The following is a 17,421-nucleotide window of genomic DNA, read 5'->3' on the forward strand; positions in this document are numbered from 1 at the left end:
GTGAACGAGATCTTCGACGACAGCACGCTGACGGAGATCGCCCACCTGATCTGCGGGGACGAGCCGCCGCAGCTCTACCGGAAGGGGTACGAGATCGCCGCGTTCTTCCAACGGGCGGGCTGGGACGACGTTCCGGAGTACGACGGCACACCGAGGCACAAGTGGGCCCGGGAACTTCTCAAGGAGCGGCAGGAGGATGGTATGGACGACGCCGAGCGCGCAATCCTGCGCTTGGCGAACCGCCTTGAGTATTACAACCAGCAGCAGGAGTACCACGCCACGCTGAAGCGGCTCAACGAGATACTCGTGCTCGACGGACGCCGGATTGGCGAGGAAGGAGGCCAGCCGGTCCTCGTCCGCTGCGAAGCCGGTTTCGAGGACCAGACGCGGCAACTGCCGCGTGTCGAACTGAACGTCTCCGTGGCGGAGGTGGTGAGCGACCCCGAACTCGCTGCCACCGTGCAACTCCGGCTGGACGAGGCACGCACCTGCTACGAGCACGGAGCCTACACGTCGGCGGTCATCATGCTGGGCAGCCTCCTGGAGGGGGTGCTTGCACATGCCGCGCAGACCCGGGCTGCAGGTGTACCCCTGCCGAGGCCGATGCGGAGCATGGGGCTGAAAGACTTCCTGGACTTCGCGTACGACAACAAATGGATCGAGCACGATGCCAAACTGGCCTCGGAGCTTATCCGGCAGTGTAGGAATCTCGTCCATCCTCTGGCAGAGAAACAGAACGGACACAGCCCGAACCGCGACACGCTCGACATGTGCTGGCCGGTGGTGAACGCAACACTGAACGACCTCGCGGCGACTTTGGTAGCGCGTCCTGTTCGACCTTCTCCTCAGGTGCCTGCGGATAAGGGCCGTGGCCCGAACTCCAACTCCTCTGCGCAACGTCCAACGCCGGCCTCTGTCTCTCGCCGCCGACCGGATGGGGGAAGAAGGACAGGCACCTGAGTTGACGCTTCGCATCCTGATTCAGCACGAGAGACGTGGAGGAGAAATGAGGGCCCGTCAGCGGTTGGCGCGGATCGCCATCGTGAGCACCGTCCGGCATGTGGAGCAGCGGGGCGCGTGCGTCGGCGTACACGTCGAGGAAGGCGCCGCAGGGGATGTCGAGAGTGGTGAGCAGCGTCCCTCCTGTCCACCGGACGGAAGGGCATCTGACCAGGTATTCCCTGTGACCTCGGCAGGATTCGAACCTGCGACACCCGCTTTAGGAGTGGGATCGAATCCTTGCCGGGTAGTGTCCGAGCCTGCCGCGTGGTGCTGTCCTGCCTGTTCAGCGCCACGCGGCTACGTGCTCGATCTTGCTTGTGACGCGTTGTGTCGGACCGTCCGCTCACGCACCGCACACGCATGAAAGGAGTGGGGGCTCGCTGCCTGGGCACGGTCGAGGGGATTTCCTTACCGTCGCCGGGGCCGGCAGGAACAACGCCGCACGCGCTCCCTACAAGGTGCAGGCTGACAGCCTCACGGTGTGCTCTCGCGAGGGCCGAAACCTCCTCCGCTCGCGCGCGCATCAGTCGGGACCTGGTGGTTACAGCGCTTCGGGTGCCACCTGTCAGGCCGTGCGAATCAGGTCTGTCCGCGCGTCGAGGTAGAGCCGGCTGGTGGGTGAGGCCGGGTCGTACAGCGCGTTCATGTAGTCCCAGGTTGCTGTGAGCGTGGCACTGGTTGCGGCCGACAGTTCCGGGTTGTTGCTGATGTTCTTCCGGCTCTGGGCCTGCAGCTTGGTGATGAGCGCCGTGCAGTGCTCGGCGGCGCCGGATGCCTCGATCAGTCTGGTGACCGTGACGAGATCGGTGTCGGCGCCGTCCAGATAGGCGGTGAGATGCGCGTGGGCCCCGCCGGGGAGCCGGTTGAGGGCGGCGCGGACCAGTACGGTCCGGCGCCGCCGCGCCAGATCGGATGTGTTCGCGAGGGTCAGGGCCGACTCGGTTTCCGGATCGCTGGTGAGAACCCGCGCGAGTTCGGTGTATCCGGCGAGGTCGTTCTGTACCTGGAATGCCTGGCACAGAGGGACTCCGGCCTCGGTGATCCGTGCGAGCGTGGTGTCGCCGAGGTCGGCCAGCGCGCCGGCCAGGTGGATTGAGCACATCAGGTAGGGCGCGAACTGACCGGCGTGGATGCGGAGGATCTCGTTCTCGCTGACCGTATTGGGGTCGCGGCGCACGTCCAGGTGGAGCTGTTCGATCTGTCCTGCGGCGACCAGTGCCGTGTTCGCCTGGAACAGTTCGGACAGACGGGAGCGTACGGAGCCCGGCAGGCCGGAGCGCAGGATGGGCAGGGGTGCGATGCCGGCCAGAATGTCGCCGGCGAGGAGGGCGGCGCTGGCCGCCTCGTCGGTGCCGAACGGGTTCCGGAGGGCGTGGTGGGCGGTGGGGTGACCGCCGCGCTGGGTGTCGCCGTCCACGATGTCATCGTGGAGGAGGATCGCGCCGTGTCGGATTTCCAGTGCGGCCGAGACGGCGATGAGGTCGTGGAACCGGTACTCGTCGCAGCCGAGCATGTGGGCGGCGTGGAGGAACGCCATGCCGTGCAGCCGCTTGCTCGGGCGGGTCAGGTAGGCGACGGCCGCTTCGTGCACGAGCGGCTCACTGATCCGGGCGGTGAACCGCATGTCAGAGGCGAGGCGGGTGAGCTTCGCTTCCAGCTCCTGCTGCCAGGCGATGAGTGTGCCGTGGGACGGTGCGTGCATGACGTTCCTCCAGGGGGTGTCAGGGAGTGAGGTCGGGCCAGGGGATGTCGGTCTCGACGGGCTGGGTGTAGTCGATGCCGGGCACGGCGAAGCCGTAGAGCCGTTCGACTTCGGCGTGGAACCATCGGATGTCCGCGAGCCCGGTGATGGTCTCGGTGGTGGCGGTGGTCCACCGTTCGGCGACGGCGGCCTGGACGCCGGGTTCGAGTTCCCAGGTGTCGAGGCGTACGCGGCCTTCGTCGTCCAGGTCGAGCGGGCGGGCTCCGGTGAGCTGGTCCCACAGTTCGGCGAGCTGGACGATGGGCGGCACCATCGCGTCGCCGAGGACGCCGCGAAGCAGCCCCACATAGAGGGCGATTCCGGGGATGGCGGTGCTGGACTGGGTGACGGCCGCCGCGTTGACGGAGGTCACCGCTCGGCCACCGACGAGTTTGCCCAGGCGCTCGTCCAGCGTGCGCGCGGTCTGTTCGAGGTGGGTCTTGGCGGCGCCGATGGTGCCCTGCCGGTAGATCTCGCCGGTCAGTGTGGAGCCGATGTAGGAGAGTGCGGCCGTGGTGAAGCCGTCTGCGAGCAGACGCCGGTCGGCGAGGTGGTCGATCCACCGCTCCCAGTCGGCGCCGCCCATCACGGCCACCGTCTGCTCGATGTCGTCGCCTGCGGCCGGCTGCATTTCGACGTCCGTCACCTCAGGCTTCCCGTCGCCGTCGAAGACGAGGGTCTTCGTCCGGTACGCGTGACCGATCGGCTTGAGAACGGAGGCATAGGTGACGCCCGTGTCGGGATCGGTACGGCGCGGGGCGGCCACCGAGTAGATGAGGTAGTCGAGCCGGCCGCCGAACCGTTGCTCGACAAGTTCGGCGACCTGGTCCTTCATCGAGTCGGAGAACGCGTCACCGTTGAGGAACGCCATGTCGCGGCCGTGCTGACGGACGAGTTCCGCGGTGGCGGCGGTGCGATACCAGCCGGCGGTCCCGGTGCGCCGCTCGGGCGCCTTCTCGAAGCTGACACCGATGCCCCGGATGCCGACCCTGGCCAGACCGGCGATGGTGGCGGCCAGCCCGTACCCGGCGGACGAGCCGATGATGAGCGCGACAGGCGCGCTGTCCGGAACGGGGACCGATGGGCCGGCGGCCTGCCACATGTCGTTCACCACCCGCTCGCAGCCCGCGGGGTGGGAGTCGATGAACAGGAAGCCGCGGTTTCGGGGCGTGATGACGCGTTCGCTCATGAGGCTGTGTCCTTCGGGGTCGTGGACGCGGATGCGGTGACCAGAGGTCGCACCGCATCCTGCAAGTCTGCGACCGTTCGGACACGGACGGTCACCTCGTCCGGGACAGTAATGCCCAAGCGCTCTTGGAGGATTTCCACCACTTCGAGCAGCGCGAGACTGTCCACACCCAGATCGTGTTCGAGTATGGCGTCAGGCTGCTCGCACACCTCCTGTGGTAGCCCGGTGATCGAAGCCAGAGTCACCACGACGCTGGTCGCCGTCCGGTCGCTCACGCTCCTTCTCCCGCCGTGGAATCCGTACGGGAGAGCAGCGCGGCGATGGGAATCAGCGGGGACGGGCTGCTGCGCCCGGTCACCTGTCCGGTCTCCTTGTCGAAGCGGTCGATGAGCAGCGTGCAGGAGTCGCAGAAACTGGTGCAGGGGGTCTGCTCCGTGAACGAACGCGGTACGACATCGTGCAGCGCCTTCAGCCCGTGGCCGGCCCGCACCCGGGCCACATAGGCGGACCGGTTGGCGTGGCCGATGACGTCCGTGGCGCGCTCACGCAGGAGGTTCCCGAACGCCAGCTTCTCCGGCACGTTGAATGCCGCGCAGGTGTACCAGTCCCCGTTCTGCTTGAGCAGGGAGGTCGGCAGGATGTACGCGCCGACGGTGGGCGCGAAGCAGTCGAAACAGCGGTCCATCCACCGCGCGACCGGAGTGTGGCCGGGCCGGTTGACCTCTCCCTGCGCGTCCAGGCGCACGTTGTTCAGGTACACCCGCATGGTGGAATGCACGCGGTCGTGCGGGAAGGCTCCGTACGTCTTCTCGTATACGGCGATCAGCTCATCGATCCGGTGGACACGGGTGGCCGGATCGGCGAGCGAGGACACCGCCACGTTCAGCTCTCGGTCGCTGTAGTGGCTGACCGCGTGGTGCAGGACGCGCGCGACGTCTTCCAGCGGTGTGGTCTGCTCGCCGATCGACAGCATCAGCAGCGGCACGAACAGCCGGGTGTCCAGGAAACCGGCCTTTTCCAGGCGCTCGAAGACCGGCCCGCACCGCCTCGCCGTGCCCCACACACCGTTCGTCGTCAGCTTCGAGATGTCGATCCGACGCTCCTGGGCTCCCTCCAGCACCTTCAGCAGGGCCCGCCACGCCGTGAACGGCTCCCCGCCGGTGACCGCCAGCGACGGCAGACCGATGGAAGCGAACTGATCGAGCAGGAAATGGATCTGGCCGTCCGTGAGAGTCCGCCCCTCGGCCAGTGGCAGGGCCCCCATTCCGCAAGTGCCGCAGGTGTCATTGCACTTGGTGGTGAGTTCCATCTCCACCCGCATCGGCAGATAAGCCGAAGCCGGGTCGAGCCCGACCCGCGCCCATCGCTCACGTACCCGGGCGAAGACGTCCGGCGTCTTGACCGCGTACTTGCCCCGGTACGGCACGACCTCGTCCCGGCCTTCGACGAACTCGTGTAATCCCTCTTTGATCACGGCATGCTCCTCCGCCAGGCACGGCAGCGTGTCCGGCTGTCAGTGGGAGATGAAGAGCAGAGCCCCGTTGGGCATCCGCTCGGGGTGCCTCGGAGCTGCGGATCGCGGCTCCGAGGCACCGGGTTGATCTTCTTCCGGGGGCACGGGCTGCTATTCCCGCTGTGAGGCGGGTCGCCTGGCTCGCTCCCCAGGAGGTCTGGGGCAAGCCGTGGTGCGGGTCGGAACCGAGGGGCCTGTCCCGTGTCGTACCGGGCGATTGCCTCGTCGGAGTAGCCGAAGTGCTTCCACCGGGCCACGGCGTCGCCGCGCGGAGGCACATCCGGCCGACCGTCCAGCGTCGTCGGCAGCGTGGCGAGCGCTTCGACGCGGAGCCGTGCAAGGTCAGCGGGAGTGATACGCAGAGACGCCGGGGTCCTCACCATGTCCGGGGCGCCGAAAGGTCGTACGGAGGCGAAGGAAACTCCGACGCAGGCCTCCGGACGCGGATCCTGGTTCAGCTCGCCTTCAGGAAGAAGCCGTACGGCGATGTGAGGAGTACCCCTCGACCACCTCACTGCTCGGGGTCCTCGGCCTTGAGGCGCAGCTCTGCCCAGACGGTCTTGCCGGAACGATGGCGCTCGTAGCCCCAGCGATCACTCAGCGCATCTACGAGCACCAGACCGCGGCCGTCCTCGGAGTCGTCACTGGAGCACGTCATCCTCGGGACATCGCGAGACCTGTCGGCGACAAATACCAGAACCGAGTGGTCCGTGAGCCGGCGTACTGCGACGTGGAACAGGAGGCATCGGGCGTGCTTGACGGCGTTGGCAACCAACTCGGAGACAACGAGCGTGCTTGCGTCGACGAGGTCGCCGAGCCCCCATGCGCCGAGGGACCCCGCGACAAGCCGCCGGGCACGGCCGACGGACTCGGCGTCACACGGCATCGTCTCGCTGTACCCGGGCGAGCCGGTCGCGTTCGGTTCAGCGGCGGTCATCGTCACGGAGCCATCTCCTTGAGGGTGGGACGCCCGGCCCCGTCGGGTGAACTCAGGGCCGGGCTCTCTCCAACCCGCTGAGCGTGGGGGAGCCTTGTCCCTGCCCAACGGCTGATGACCACTCAACGACGTATGAGCATGCGGAGGAGACTCCGAGAGGTGACCCCGAGATGGAGTCACTCAGCGGTGGCCGCACGTAGCATCGAGTCAACGCGCAGCAGGGGGATGGTCGATGGACCGCCAGACAACGGACCCACGCGTAATTGCCGCGGGGATGCTCGATGATGCTCGCTTTCTCGCGGCGTGCGCAGGGCGCGACATGGGTGCCCTGTTCCGGCTCCTCAATCACCGAGGCGTCAGTACCCGCCGTCTCGCGTCCGCCGTCGAGATCACCCAGGGGAGGCTCTACGACTACATGAACGGCAAGAGCCGGGTGGAGAAGTTGGCGCTGTTCGAGCAGATCGCGGATGCCTTTCACATCCCCGGGCACCTGCTGGGACTGGCCCGGCGGGCCTGGGAACCCCCGGCTGTCGAGGCGCAGCGCCACGACGTGGACGTACCGCCGGACGGTAACGACCTTGCCGCCATGGATGCCTTTCGTACCGCCGACCGCCAGACCGGCGGAGGACGCCTGTACGGAGCTGTCGTGCGGCACCTCGGCGACCGTGTCGCCGCGCGACTGGTCGACGCCGACAGCGGGCCGCAGATCTTCGCGGCAGCGGCGGCACTGACAGAGATGGCCGGCTGGATGGCCCACGACTCCGGCCAGGACGATCTCGCCGCACGCCACTTCGCCCGAGCGCTTCCCCTCGCCCGTACGTCCGGTGACCTGCCGCTTGCCGCCCACATCGCCGCCAGCAGCAGCCACCTGGCGCTACAGACCGGAGACGCGCCCCGAGCCGCCCACTGGGCACAGACCGGCCTCGACTTCGTCGGCCAGGGACCAAGAATCCCGGCCCTGACGGCCCGACTGCACACCATGCGGGCCCGTGCCCTGGCCGCCGCATCTCAGTACGTGCCGGCCGCCCGATCCCTCGAACAGGCCCTCGGCGCGCTCGATGCCTCCGCGGACTACGAGCACCCGTGGCTGAGCCCCTTCGACGCGGCTGCGCTGGCCAGCGAATCGGCGCTGGTACTGCGCGACCTGGAGCAGCATGAGCAGGCGCTGACGCATGCCGAGGATGCGGTTCGGCTCCGGGAGGAGGGCCGGGCTCGTTCTCTGGCCTTGAGCCGCATCACCCTGGCCGGCATCCATGTGCTCCGGTCAGACCTCGACGCCGCGGTGGGCGTCGGTCACGATCTGCTCAGCACAAGCCCCACCCTGGGATCGATCCGTGTCGCGTACCAACTCGACGACCTCCGACGACTTCTGGAACCTCACACGGGGTACCGGCCGGTGCGGGAGTACCTGACACGGTTCGATGACGCGCGACGCGCGAGAATGCTGCTGCTCGCCGACATCATCACGCCCAGGGGAGGGATCCCTACATGAGGCCCACACCCGCCGACCCCGACGCCTGGAACGCGTACCTCGCCGAGGGCAACGCCAAGCAGGCCCGTAAGCGTGTCGCGGCGGATGTGCTCCTACGCGATCCATCGGGACGCGTGCTGCTCGTGAACCCGACCTACAAGCCGGGCTGGGACCTGCCGGGCGGCATGGCCGAGGCGAACGAGCCCCCGGAACAGGCGGCCAGGCGGGAACTGCGGGAGGAACTGGGCAGGGACGTCGACGTACGCGGACTGCTGGTCGTGGACTGGGTCGCACCGCACGGCCCGTGGGACGACCAGATCGCGTTCATCTTCGACGGCGGAACCCTCGACGCGGCCGAGGAACTGCGCCCGCACGACGAGGAACTGTCCGAAGCCCGTTTCGTGACCCTGGACAAGGCACGGGAACTGCTGCGTACGCGAATGCGGTACCGGCTGGATGCCGCAGTACAGGCATTGGACGGGGGACGGCCGGTGTATCTGCATGACGGTGCGGCAGCCTGGTGAGGCGCGATATCGGCCGAAGGCGAAGGCTTGTTCGCCCGGCCCAAGGGGAACAGGATCCGGTCAGTGCACCTGCCCGCACAGATGGCCGCCGGCGTGATCCCTCCCCGCGAGCGCGGCGCCCAGGGCGCATCGGTGTCCGCAGAGAGCTGACGTGCCCTCAAGCCCCGGCCGTCTGACGGTCCGCCTCCCGCGCAAGACCAGGGCGGAGCCCGAAAGCGCCCCGCCCCGACGCCGCGAGACCCTGCGTCAGGGCCACACCAAGCAGTACGGCTGATGCCCCGCCTCGTGCAGCCGCACCGAGAAGTCCTGCCACTCGTGCAGCAGTTGGTAGACGTTGTACGCGTCCTTCGGGCCGCCCCGGTCCGGGACCGTCGACCAGATGAAGGCCGCCGCGCCCACCGATTCCTCGCCGATGCCGCGGAGTGGGTCCACCACCGTCATCGGGAGCTTCACGACCGCGTAGTCCGGGTGCAGGACGACCAGTTCGAGCGGGGGGACCTTGTGCAGGGGCATGCCCTGTATGCCCGTCAGGACCATCGCCGCTATCGTTTCGGGCTTGATCTTCGTGAACATGCCGCCCATGCCCAGCTCGTCGCCGCCCAGTTCCTCCGGGCGCATGGAGATGGGGACGCGCGCTGCCGTGGCTCCGTCGGGCGCGCCGAAGTATTTGTAGGTCACCCCCACCCGGCCACCACTCCTGATTTCCGGAGCCTCCTCGCGCGCGTCGCGCTCGTGGCGCTCGCCGCGTCGGTGTTTCCCTCGCCGGGCAGGCTCGGGACCCAGGTCGTCTGTACCCTCGCCCAGTCCGCCACCGCGATGCATATCTCCACCCGACCACTCGCAGCCCCGGCCGCGCAACCCGATCATCGTGACAGTGACCTCCCCCACGAACGTCCGGTGAAACACCTGTCCGCAGATACGTCCGAGCCTCTGACACCATGGATTGCGTGAGCTTCCCCTTTGACGCCCCAGTTTCGCAGACACTCTTTGACCGTGCGGCCCTCGTGACGCCCGGAGGCGTGAACTCTCCTGTCCGTGCCTTCGGCGCGGTGGGGGGTACGCCCCGGTTCATGGTGTCCGGTAACGGTCCATACCTCATCGATGCGGACGGTCGTGAATATGTCGACCTCGTATGTTCCTGGGGGCCGATGATCCTCGGACATTCCCACCCGGAGGTGATCGCGGCCGTACAGGCGGCGGTCGCGCGGGGTACCTCGTTCGGTACTCCCGGTGAGGGTGAGGTCGCGCTGGCCGAGGAGATCGTGGCCCGGGTCGCGCCCGTCGAGCAGGTGCGGCTCGTGTCCTCCGGTACGGAGGCGACCATGTCGGCCATCCGGCTCGCCCGTGGGTTCACCGGGCGGGCGAAGGTCGTGAAGTTCGCCGGCTGCTACCACGGGCATGTCGACGCGCTCCTCGCCGCGGCCGGCTCCGGGGTGGCGACGTTCGGGCTGCCGGACACGCCCGGGGTGACCGGCGCGCAGGCCGGGGACACGATCGTCCTGCCGTACAACGACCTCGACGCCGTGCGCCGGGCCTTCGCCGCGCACCCGGGTGAGATCGCCTGCGTGATCACCGAGGCGTCGCCGGGCAACATGGGCGTCGTACCGCCGCGGGACGGGTTCAACGCCGGGCTCAAGGAGATCTGCGCCGCCGACGGTGCGCTGTACATCTCCGACGAGGTGATGACCGGCTTCCGTACGTCCAAGGCCGGCTGGTACGGCGTCGACGGCGTCACGCCCGACCTGATGACCTTCGGGAAGGTCATGGGGGGCGGCTTCCCCGCCGCCGCGTTCGGCGGTCGCGCCGATGTCATGGGGCGGCTCGCCCCCGCCGGGCCGGTTTACCAGGCCGGCACGCTCTCCGGGAACCCGGTCGCCACCGCCGCCGGCCTCGCGCAGCTCCGGCTGCTCGACGACGCCGCGTACGAGAAGGTCGACGCGGTCTCGGCGCAGATCCAGGGGCTCGTGACGGAGGCGCTGACCAAGGAGGGCGTCGCCCACCGGGTGCAGACGGCGAGCAACATGTTCTCCGTGTTCTTCACGGCCGACGAGGTACGTGACTACGAGGGGGCCAAGCGGCAGCAGTCCTTCCGCTTTACCCCGTTCTTCCACTCGATGCTCGCCGACGGCGTCTACCTGCCGCCGTCGTCCTTCGAGTCCTGGTTCGTCTCCACCGCCCACGACGAGCGGGCCGTCGAGCGGATCGCCGCCGCGCTGCCCGCCGCCGCGCGCGCCGCCGCCGAAGCCACGGACCCCTACACCCGGCCGGAGAGTGCCGCATGAGCCAGAGTTCAGGGAAGAGCGGGAAGAGTGGGAGGAGCGGCGCGGTGAGCGGTGAGGAGATCACTGTCGTTCATCTGATGCGGCACGGGGAGGTGCACAACCCGGACGGCGTCCTGTACGGGAGACGCCCCGGCTACCACCTCTCCGAGCTGGGGCGACGGATGGCCGACCGGGTCGCCGAGCATCTCGCGGAGCGCGACATCACCCATGTCGTCTCCTCCCCGCTGGAGCGCGCGCAGGAGACCGCCGCCCCGCTCGCCAAGACGCACGGGCTGACCCTCGACACCGACGGCCGGCTGATCGAGGCCGCGAACGTCTTCGAGGGCAAGACCTTCGGCGTCGGCGACGGCGCGCTGCGCCGGCCGGGCAACTGGAAGTACCTCACCAACCCCTTCCAGCCGTCCTGGGGCGAGCCGTACATCGACCAGGTCGTACGGATGATGGGCGCGCTGACCTCCGCGCGGGACGCGGCCCGCGGCCACGAGGCCGTCTGTGTCAGCCATCAGTTGCCGATCTGGATCGTGCGGAGCTTCGTCGAGCGGCGCAGGCTCTGGCACGACCCGCGGCGCCGGCAGTGCACCCTCGCCTCCCTGACGAGCTTCACCTATCAGGGCGACAGGATCGTCTCGGTCGGCTATTCCGAGCCGGCCCGCGATCTCGTACCGGCGCACCTGCTCGCCGGCGCCAGGCCGGTGAAGGGCGGGGCCAAGGCGTTCGGGGCCTGAGGACCCGGCCGGGCTTCCCACTCGGGCCGGTTTCCCCCTTCGGGCCAGCTTCTCCTCCGGGCCGGCGGCACCTCACCGCCCTGGCCGGATTTCGTCGGCTCGGGCCGGTCTCAGCGGCTGAGGTCGGGTTTGTCACAGTCGCTGTTACGTGCGAAAAAGTGCGACAAGTTTAGGAACCTCCGCGTTCGGTAGCAGCTCATACGGGTTGCCGCTCGTAAGGATTTACGAGCGGCGCACATACGAGCGAACGAGCGCGGATGGGATCTGTAATGCGCCACATCAGTCGGAGGAGTCTGCTGGGAGCCGGAATGGGAGCCGCCGCCGCGATGGGTATCGCGGGTTGCTCCACCGGCCACGCGTCGCAGGGCAGCGGTGCGGACAAGGCCAGTGGCGGAAACACGAACAGTCGTCCCGCGGCCAAGGACGTCAGGCTCATCGGGGACGGTTCCACCTCCGACACCGGGAAGCAGCCCCACCAGCCGGGCGCGCCCGTGCCGCTGGAGCCCGGTCAGACCCCGCCGCAGTTCGTGGTCTTCTCCTGGGACGGTGCGGGCGAGGTCGGCAACGGCCTCTTCCCGCGCTTCCTCGAACTCGCCAAGGACCACGGCGCGGCGATGACCTTCTTCCTCTCCGGCCTCTACCTGCTGCCGGAGTCGAAGAAGACCCTCTACCGCCCGCCGAACAACCCCGTCGGCGCCTCCGACATCGGGTACCTCACCGACGACCACATCAAGGACACCCTCAAGAACGTCCGCCAGGCGTGGCTGGACGGCCATGAGATAGGCACCCACTTCAACGGGCACTTCTGCGGCGGCACCGGCACCGTCGGGAACTGGACCCCGGAGCAGTGGCGCAACGAGATCGACCAGGCCGTCTCCTTCGTCACCCAGTGGCGTACGAACACCGGCTGGACCGATCTCGACCCGCTGCCCTTCGACTACCACAAGGAGCTCGTCGGCGGCCGTACGCCGTGCCTGCTCGGCCAGGAGAACCTGCTGCCGACGGCCCGCAAGCTGGGCTGGCGGTACGACGCCAGCTCGCCCGGCGGTACCCAGGTCTGGCCGGACAAGCTCGGGGGAATGTGGAATTTCCCGCTACAGGCGGTGCCGTTCCCCGGACATTCCTTCGAAGTCCTCTCCATGGACTACAACATGCTCGCCAACCAGTCGAAGAACTCGACCAACGGAATGACCTCCCGTTATCCGGAATGGCGCAGGCAGGCCGCCGACGCCTATCTCGCCGGATTCAATCGCGCGTACGAGACGAATCGCGCGCCGTTCTTCATCGGGAACCACTTCGAGCAGTGGAACGGCGGCATCTACATGGACGCCGTGGAAGAGGCCCTGAAGGGCATGGCGGGCAAGAAGGACGTACGGCTGGTGTCGTTCCGGCAGTTCACCGACTGGCTCGATGTCCAGGACCCGGCCGTGCTCGACCAGTTCCGTACGCTCGGCGTCGGACAGGCGCCGGCCGGCGGCTGGAACGCGTTGGCGAAGACCGCCGGGGCCGGCGCTTCCGACGGCGCGTCCACGCGTCGCTGAGCGCCGGAGACAACCAAGAAAAGGCGTCCGGCGCGCCCGGGCCGCCGCGGAAATCTTTACTTCGGGCTTTACGGGCATGCAGGGGGGTGCCCAAGATCCTCGAATCGCCCATGCGAAACTTTTCACATGAACTCAGGCCGTGCCCCACGACGCCGTTCGGACCGTCGGCTCCGCGCCGTCCTGCCCCTCGTCGCCGTCGCGTCGGCGATGACGCTCACGGCCTGCGGCAGCGGCGGCAAGTCCGGCGGCGGCGGTGACACCAACTTCGTGACGAACACCGGTGGCATCTCCACCGTCGCGTCGGCGGACCGCCAGTCGGTCAACAAGATCGCGGGCGAGACCCTCGAAGGCAAGCAGCTCGACGTGGCCGACCTCAAGGGCAAGGTCGTCGTGCTGAACGTCTGGGGATCCTGGTGCCCGCCCTGCCGCGCCGAGGCCCCGCACTTCGCGAAGGTCTCCAAGGAGACCGAGTCGAAGGGCGTGGCCTTCGTCGGGATCAACACCCGGGACGCCAACAAGGGCCCCGCGGTCGCCTTCGAGAAGGACTACGGCATCGCCTACCCGAGCCTGTACGACCCGACGGGCAAGCTCATCGTCAGCGGCTTCCCCAAGGGCAGCCTGAACCCGCAGTCCATCCCCTCCACGATCGTGCTCGACCGGGAAGGGAAGATCGCGGCGCGCTCCCTGATGGCGCTGAACGAGGAGAAACTGCGGAAGATGATCGACCCGCTGATCGCGGAGAAGTGATCCCGTGCAGTTTCTCCAGGCCGACACCCTCGCCCAGGCCCAGTTCCTCGCCGAGGCGACCGGCAGGAACGAGACCGTCTTCAGCGGGGCGCTGCTGATCGCCCTGCCGATCGCGCTGCTGGCCGGGCTGGTCTCCTTCTTCTCACCGTGCGTACTGCCGCTCGTGCCCGGCTACCTCTCGTACGTCACCGGCGTCAGCGGCACCGATCTGGCGGACGCCCGGCGCGGCCGGATGCTCGCCGGGGCCTCCCTCTTCGTCCTCGGCTTCACCGCCGTCTTCGTCTCGGGCGGTGCGCTCTTCGGCTACTTCGGCGGAACGCTCCAGGAGTACCGCGGGACCCTTTCCAAGGTGCTCGGCGTGCTCATGATCCTCATGGGCGTGTTCTTCATGGGGCTGATGCCCTGGCTCACCCAGCGGGAGTTCCGCTTCCACCGGCGTCCGATGACCGGCCTCGCGAGCGCCCCCGTGCTGGGCGCGCTCTTCGGGATCGGCTGGACGCCGTGCCTCGGTCCGACGTTCTCCTCCGTCAACGCGCTGGCGTTCGAACAGGCGAGCGCCGGCCGCGGGGCCATACTGACCGTCGCGTACTGCCTGGGTCTGGGCGTGCCGTTCGTGCTCGGTGCGGTGGCCTTCCGCAAGGCGCTCGGCGCCTTCGCCTGGATCAAGCGCCACTACACCTGGGTGATGCGGATCGGCGGCGTCATGATGATCGCGACCGGTCTGCTGCTGCTGACCGGTGCGTGGGACGGCATCGTGCAGGCGACGCAGACCTGGTCCAACGGCTTCACGGTGGGGATCTAGTTCCATGAGCAAGGCGTCCACGAGCGGGAAATCCATGAGCGACACCGAGACCGACATCAGTACCGGTAACGACGAAGGCACCGGCACCCGTACCGACCAGGACAGCGCGGCCTCCGCCGACGCCCGCGAACTCGGCGCCGCCGGCTCCCAGCTCTCCACCGCCCCCCGCGAGGAGCGTTACGACGCCACGATCGGCGGCCCCACCCTCGGGATCATCGGCTGGGCCCGCTGGTTCTGGCGCCAGCTCACCTCCATGCGCGTCGCGCTCATCCTGCTCTTCCTGCTCTCCCTCGGCGCTATCCCCGGCTCCCTGATCCCGCAGACCAGCGTCGACGAGCTGAAGGTCCAGGACTTCAAGGACCGCCACGAGACGCTCGCGCCGATCTACGACAACCTCCAGCTCTTCCACGTCTACAGCTCGGTGTGGTTCTCCGCGATCTACATCCTGCTGTTCATCTCGCTCATCGGCTGCATCGTCCCGCGCACCTGGCAGTTCGTCGGCCAGTTGCGGGGCCGTCCGCCGGGCGCGCCCAAGCGGCTCTCCCGGCTGCCCGCGTACACCACGTGGCGTACCACCGCCGAGCCCGAGGACGTCCGTACCGCCGCGTTCGCGATCCTGAAGAAGCGCCGCTTCCGCGCCGACGTCGCCGGTGACGCCGTCGCCGCCGAGAAGGGGTACCTCCGCGAGACGGGCAACCTGGTCTTCCACATCGCGCTGATCGTGATGCTCCTCGCCTTCGCCGCCGGGCAGCTCTACAAGTCCGAGGGCGGCAAGCTCGTCGTCGAGGGCGACGGGTTCGCCAACACCCTCACCCAGTACGACGACTTCAGGTCCGGTTCGCTCTTCGACACGAACGACCTCGCGCCCTTCAGCTTCCGGCTCGACAAGTTCATCGGTACGTACGAGCGCAGCGGACCGCAGGTCGGCACGCCCCGTACGTACCAGGCGAACATCCACTACACCGACGGCGCGGACGGCGAGGAGCACAAGTCGGTCATCAAGGTCAACGAGCCGCTGGTGGTCGACGGCTCGAAGGTCTATCTGATCGGTCACGGGTACGCGCCCGTCGTCACTGTCAGGGACGGCCGCGGCGAGGTCGTCTTCAACGGCGCGGTCCCGCTGCTGCCCATCGACAGCAACGCCTCGTCCACCGGCGCCATCAAGGTGATGGACGGCTACCGGGACAAGAACGGCAAGAAGGAGCAGCTCGGCTTCGCCGCCTTCTTCGTGCCCACCTACGGCGGCGGCGAGGGCGGCGCCAGCAAGATGTTCTCGCGGTTCCCCGCGCTCGACTTCCCCGTCCTCAACGTGGGCGCTTACCGCGGCAGCCTCGGTGTGGACGCCGGTGTGCCGCAGAACGTGTACCAGCTCGACACCCGCAAGATGAAGGCGTTCAAGAACGCCAAGGGGGACGTGCTGAAGAAGACCCTGCTGCCGGGCGACAAGCTCGCCCTGCCGGACGGCGCGGGTTCGATCACCTTCGAGAAGGACGTCAAGGAGTGGGCGACGTTCCAGATCTCGCACCAGCCGGGCGACGGCTGGGCGCTCGCCGGAGCGATCGCGGCCATCGCCGGACTGGCCGGATCGCTCTTCATCCAGCGGCGCCGGGTCTGGGTCCGGGCCGTACGGGGCGCCGACGGCGTCACCGTGGTCGAGATGGCGGGCCTCGGCCGCAGCGAGTCCGCCAAGCTCCCCGAGGAACTGGCCGACCTGGCCAGCACCCTCCATTCAGAGGCGCCCAGCGCGCCTGCACCCGCACGTGAGACTCCCGAAGTCGAAGGGGCTGAGAAGTGACTCTCGCCGCCGCAGCAACCAACGAAAGCCTGGCCTCCACCAGCAACGTCCTGATCTATTCGGCCATGGCCGTCTACCTGCTGGCCTTCTTCGCCCATATCGCCGAGTGGCTGTTCGGCAGCCGCAGCAAGGTCGCCCGTACGGCCGCCGCGCTGACGGGCGACGCCCAGGGCGGTACGGCCCCCTCCGTACAGGTCAAGGCCCAGCAGCAGGGCGGCTCGACCGCCGTCCTGGAGCGGCCGAAGATCATCACCCGCTCCGCGTCCGGGGTCCGCGACATCCCGGACGGCCCCGGCGCGGCGGCCGGCGACGAGCAGGGCGACCTGTACGGCCGGATCGCCGTCTCCCTCACCGTCCTCGCCTGGGCGGTCGAGGCGGCGGGGGTGGTCACCCGCGCGCTGTCCGTGCAGCGGGCGCCCTGGGGCAACATGTACGAGTTCAACATCACCTTCTCCACGGTCGTCGTCGGGGTTTATCTCAGCTTCCTCCTGCTGAAGAAGAACGTCCGCTGGCTCGGCCTGCCGCTCATCACCACGGTCCTGCTCGACCTCGGTCTCGCGGTCACGGTCCTCTACACCGCCAGCGACCAGCTCGTACCGGCCCTGCACTCGTACTGGCTGTGGATCCACGTCTCCACCGCGATCTTCTGCGGCGCGGTCTTCTACGTCGGCGGGGTCTCCACGCTGCTCTACCTCTTCCGGGAGCGGTACGAGTCCAAGCTGGCCGCCGGGATCACACCGGGCGCCTTCGCCACCTCCGTCATGGAGCGGCTGCCCGCCTCGGCGACGCTCGACAAGTTCGCGTACCGCGTGAACGCCGCCGTCTTCCCGCTCTGGACGTTCACGATCATCGCGGGCGCGATCTGGGCGGGCGACGCGTGGGGCCGCTACTGGGGCTGGGACCCCAAGGAGGTCTGGTCCTTCATCACCTGGGTCGCCTTCGCCGCCTACCTGCACGCGCGCGCCACGGCCGGCTGGAAGGGGCGCAAGGCCGCCTATCTGGCGCTGATCGCCTTCGGCTGCTGGCTGTTCAACTACTACGGCGTCAACATCTTCGTCTCCGGCAAGCACTCGTACGCGGGCGTCTAGCCACGTCCGGTCACAGAGGCGCCCCGCGCGGATCACTATCCGCGCGGGGCGCCTCTTCGTCCGT

General features: G+C 68.4%; 16 protein-coding genes. 10 read left to right on the plus strand and 6 right to left on the minus strand.

Translation table 11 applies throughout. The annotated features are described in order from the left end of the window. A complete protein-coding gene (locus ACIBJC_RS09580) occupies positions 1–960 on the plus strand; it encodes a hypothetical protein (protein WP_399290034.1) in 960 nt (319 codons plus the stop codon). Between the two features lie 607 nt (positions 961–1,567). On the opposite strand, the gene ACIBJC_RS09585 is transcribed toward ACIBJC_RS09580, so the two are convergent. The 5 genes from ACIBJC_RS09585 to ACIBJC_RS09605 all read right to left on the minus strand — a co-directional run bounded on the left by ACIBJC_RS09585 (position 1,568) and on the right by ACIBJC_RS09605 (position 6,382). After that, the gene (locus tag ACIBJC_RS09585) at positions 1,568–2,704 is read right to left on the minus strand and encodes a polyprenyl synthetase family protein (RefSeq protein WP_399290036.1); all 1,137 of its coding nucleotides are present in this window, start codon (positions 2,702–2,704) and stop codon (positions 1,568–1,570) included. 19 nt (positions 2,705–2,723) lie between these two features. Continuing rightward, positions 2,724–3,932 (minus strand): enoyl-[acyl-carrier-protein] reductase FabV, encoded by a 1,209-nt coding sequence (fabV, locus tag ACIBJC_RS09590; RefSeq protein WP_399290038.1) that lies wholly within the window; start codon positions 3,930–3,932, stop codon positions 2,724–2,726. After that, positions 3,929–4,207: an acyl carrier protein gene (locus ACIBJC_RS09595; RefSeq protein WP_399290040.1), complete on the minus strand. Its 279-nt coding sequence runs from the start codon at positions 4,205–4,207 to the stop codon at positions 3,929–3,931. The genes fabV and ACIBJC_RS09595 overlap by 4 nt, the downstream gene beginning before the upstream one ends. Next, positions 4,204–5,406, minus strand: coding sequence for a hypothetical protein (locus ACIBJC_RS09600; protein WP_399290042.1), 1,203 nt, complete (start codon positions 5,404–5,406; stop codon positions 4,204–4,206). The genes ACIBJC_RS09595 and ACIBJC_RS09600 overlap by 4 nt, the downstream gene beginning before the upstream one ends. A 550-nt stretch (positions 5,407–5,956) precedes the next feature. Beyond that, a complete protein-coding gene (locus ACIBJC_RS09605; RefSeq protein WP_399291132.1) occupies positions 5,957–6,382 on the minus strand; it encodes an ATP-binding protein in 426 nt (141 codons plus the stop codon). A gap of 232 nt (positions 6,383–6,614) precedes the next feature. Between ACIBJC_RS09605 and ACIBJC_RS09610 the strand changes: the two genes are divergently transcribed. Together ACIBJC_RS09610 and ACIBJC_RS09615 are read left to right on the plus strand one after the other, a co-directional pair. Next, positions 6,615–7,874, plus strand: a complete 1,260-nt coding sequence (locus ACIBJC_RS09610) for a helix-turn-helix domain-containing protein (RefSeq protein WP_399290044.1) — start codon at positions 6,615–6,617, stop codon at positions 7,872–7,874. Next, positions 7,871–8,377: an NUDIX domain-containing protein gene (locus ACIBJC_RS09615; RefSeq protein WP_399290046.1), complete on the plus strand. Its 507-nt coding sequence runs from the start codon at positions 7,871–7,873 to the stop codon at positions 8,375–8,377. The genes ACIBJC_RS09610 and ACIBJC_RS09615 overlap by 4 nt, the downstream gene beginning before the upstream one ends. Before the next feature lie 246 nt (positions 8,378–8,623). Here ACIBJC_RS09615 and ACIBJC_RS09620 read toward each other — a convergent pair whose 3' ends face one another. Next, positions 8,624–9,199: a hypothetical protein gene (locus tag ACIBJC_RS09620; RefSeq protein ID WP_399290048.1), complete on the minus strand. Its 576-nt coding sequence runs from the start codon at positions 9,197–9,199 to the stop codon at positions 8,624–8,626. Between the two features lie 116 nt (positions 9,200–9,315). Between ACIBJC_RS09620 and hemL the strand changes: the two genes are divergently transcribed. The 7 genes from hemL to ccsB all read left to right on the plus strand — a co-directional run bounded on the left by hemL (position 9,316) and on the right by ccsB (position 17,357). Further along, positions 9,316–10,659 (plus strand): glutamate-1-semialdehyde 2,1-aminomutase, encoded by a 1,344-nt coding sequence (gene hemL, locus ACIBJC_RS09625; RefSeq protein ID WP_399290050.1) that lies wholly within the window; start codon positions 9,316–9,318, stop codon positions 10,657–10,659. 77 nt (positions 10,660–10,736) lie between these two features. Further along, positions 10,737–11,384, plus strand: coding sequence for a histidine phosphatase family protein (locus ACIBJC_RS09630; RefSeq protein ID WP_399291135.1), 648 nt, complete (start codon positions 10,737–10,739; stop codon positions 11,382–11,384). Positions 11,385–11,653: 269 nt separating this feature from the next. Beyond that, positions 11,654–12,925 (plus strand): hypothetical protein, encoded by a 1,272-nt coding sequence (locus tag ACIBJC_RS09635; protein ID WP_399290052.1) that lies wholly within the window; start codon positions 11,654–11,656, stop codon positions 12,923–12,925. 126 nt (positions 12,926–13,051) lie between these two features. Then, positions 13,052–13,672: a TlpA family protein disulfide reductase gene (locus ACIBJC_RS09640; RefSeq protein WP_399290054.1), complete on the plus strand. Its 621-nt coding sequence runs from the start codon at positions 13,052–13,054 to the stop codon at positions 13,670–13,672. Between the two features lie 4 nt (positions 13,673–13,676). Next, positions 13,677–14,474, plus strand: a complete 798-nt coding sequence (locus tag ACIBJC_RS09645; protein ID WP_399290056.1) for a cytochrome c biogenesis CcdA family protein — start codon at positions 13,677–13,679, stop codon at positions 14,472–14,474. A gap of 34 nt (positions 14,475–14,508) precedes the next feature. Next, entirely contained in the window at positions 14,509–16,269 is a 1,761-nt protein-coding gene (locus tag ACIBJC_RS09650) for a cytochrome c biogenesis protein ResB (RefSeq protein ID WP_399290058.1), read from the plus strand. Next, entirely contained in the window at positions 16,266–17,357 is a 1,092-nt protein-coding gene (gene ccsB / locus ACIBJC_RS09655; RefSeq protein ID WP_399290060.1) for a c-type cytochrome biogenesis protein CcsB, read from the plus strand. Before ACIBJC_RS09650 ends, ccsB begins: the two co-directional genes overlap by 4 nt. Positions 17,358–17,421: the final 64 nt, after the last annotated feature.

The organism is Streptomyces sp. NPDC050509 (assembly GCF_044457965.1).
Lineage (GTDB): Bacteria > Actinomycetota > Actinomycetes > Streptomycetales > Streptomycetaceae > Streptomyces.

Coding starts and splice junctions, on each gene's coding strand:
- ACIBJC_RS09585 (WP_399290036.1), bottom strand. CDS start 2,704: ATGCACGCACCGTCCCACGGCACACTCATCGCCTGGCAGCAGGAGCTG.
- fabV (WP_399290038.1), bottom strand. CDS start 3,932: ATGAGCGAACGCGTCATCACGCCCCGAAACCGCGGCTTCCTGTTCATC.
- ACIBJC_RS09605 (WP_399291132.1), bottom strand. CDS start 6,382: ATGACCGCCGCTGAACCGAACGCGACCGGCTCGCCCGGGTACAGCGAG.
- ACIBJC_RS09610 (WP_399290044.1), top strand. CDS start 6,615: ATGGACCGCCAGACAACGGACCCACGCGTAATTGCCGCGGGGATGCTC.
- ACIBJC_RS09615 (WP_399290046.1), top strand. CDS start 7,871: ATGAGGCCCACACCCGCCGACCCCGACGCCTGGAACGCGTACCTCGCC.
- ACIBJC_RS09620 (WP_399290048.1), bottom strand. CDS start 9,199: ATGCATCGCGGTGGCGGACTGGGCGAGGGTACAGACGACCTGGGTCCC.
- hemL (WP_399290050.1), top strand. CDS start 9,316: ATGGATTGCGTGAGCTTCCCCTTTGACGCCCCAGTTTCGCAGACACTC.
- ACIBJC_RS09630 (WP_399291135.1), top strand. CDS start 10,737: ATGCGGCACGGGGAGGTGCACAACCCGGACGGCGTCCTGTACGGGAGA.
- ACIBJC_RS09635 (WP_399290052.1), top strand. CDS start 11,654: ATGCGCCACATCAGTCGGAGGAGTCTGCTGGGAGCCGGAATGGGAGCC.
- ACIBJC_RS09640 (WP_399290054.1), top strand. CDS start 13,052: ATGAACTCAGGCCGTGCCCCACGACGCCGTTCGGACCGTCGGCTCCGC.
- ACIBJC_RS09650 (WP_399290058.1), top strand. CDS start 14,509: ATGAGCGACACCGAGACCGACATCAGTACCGGTAACGACGAAGGCACC.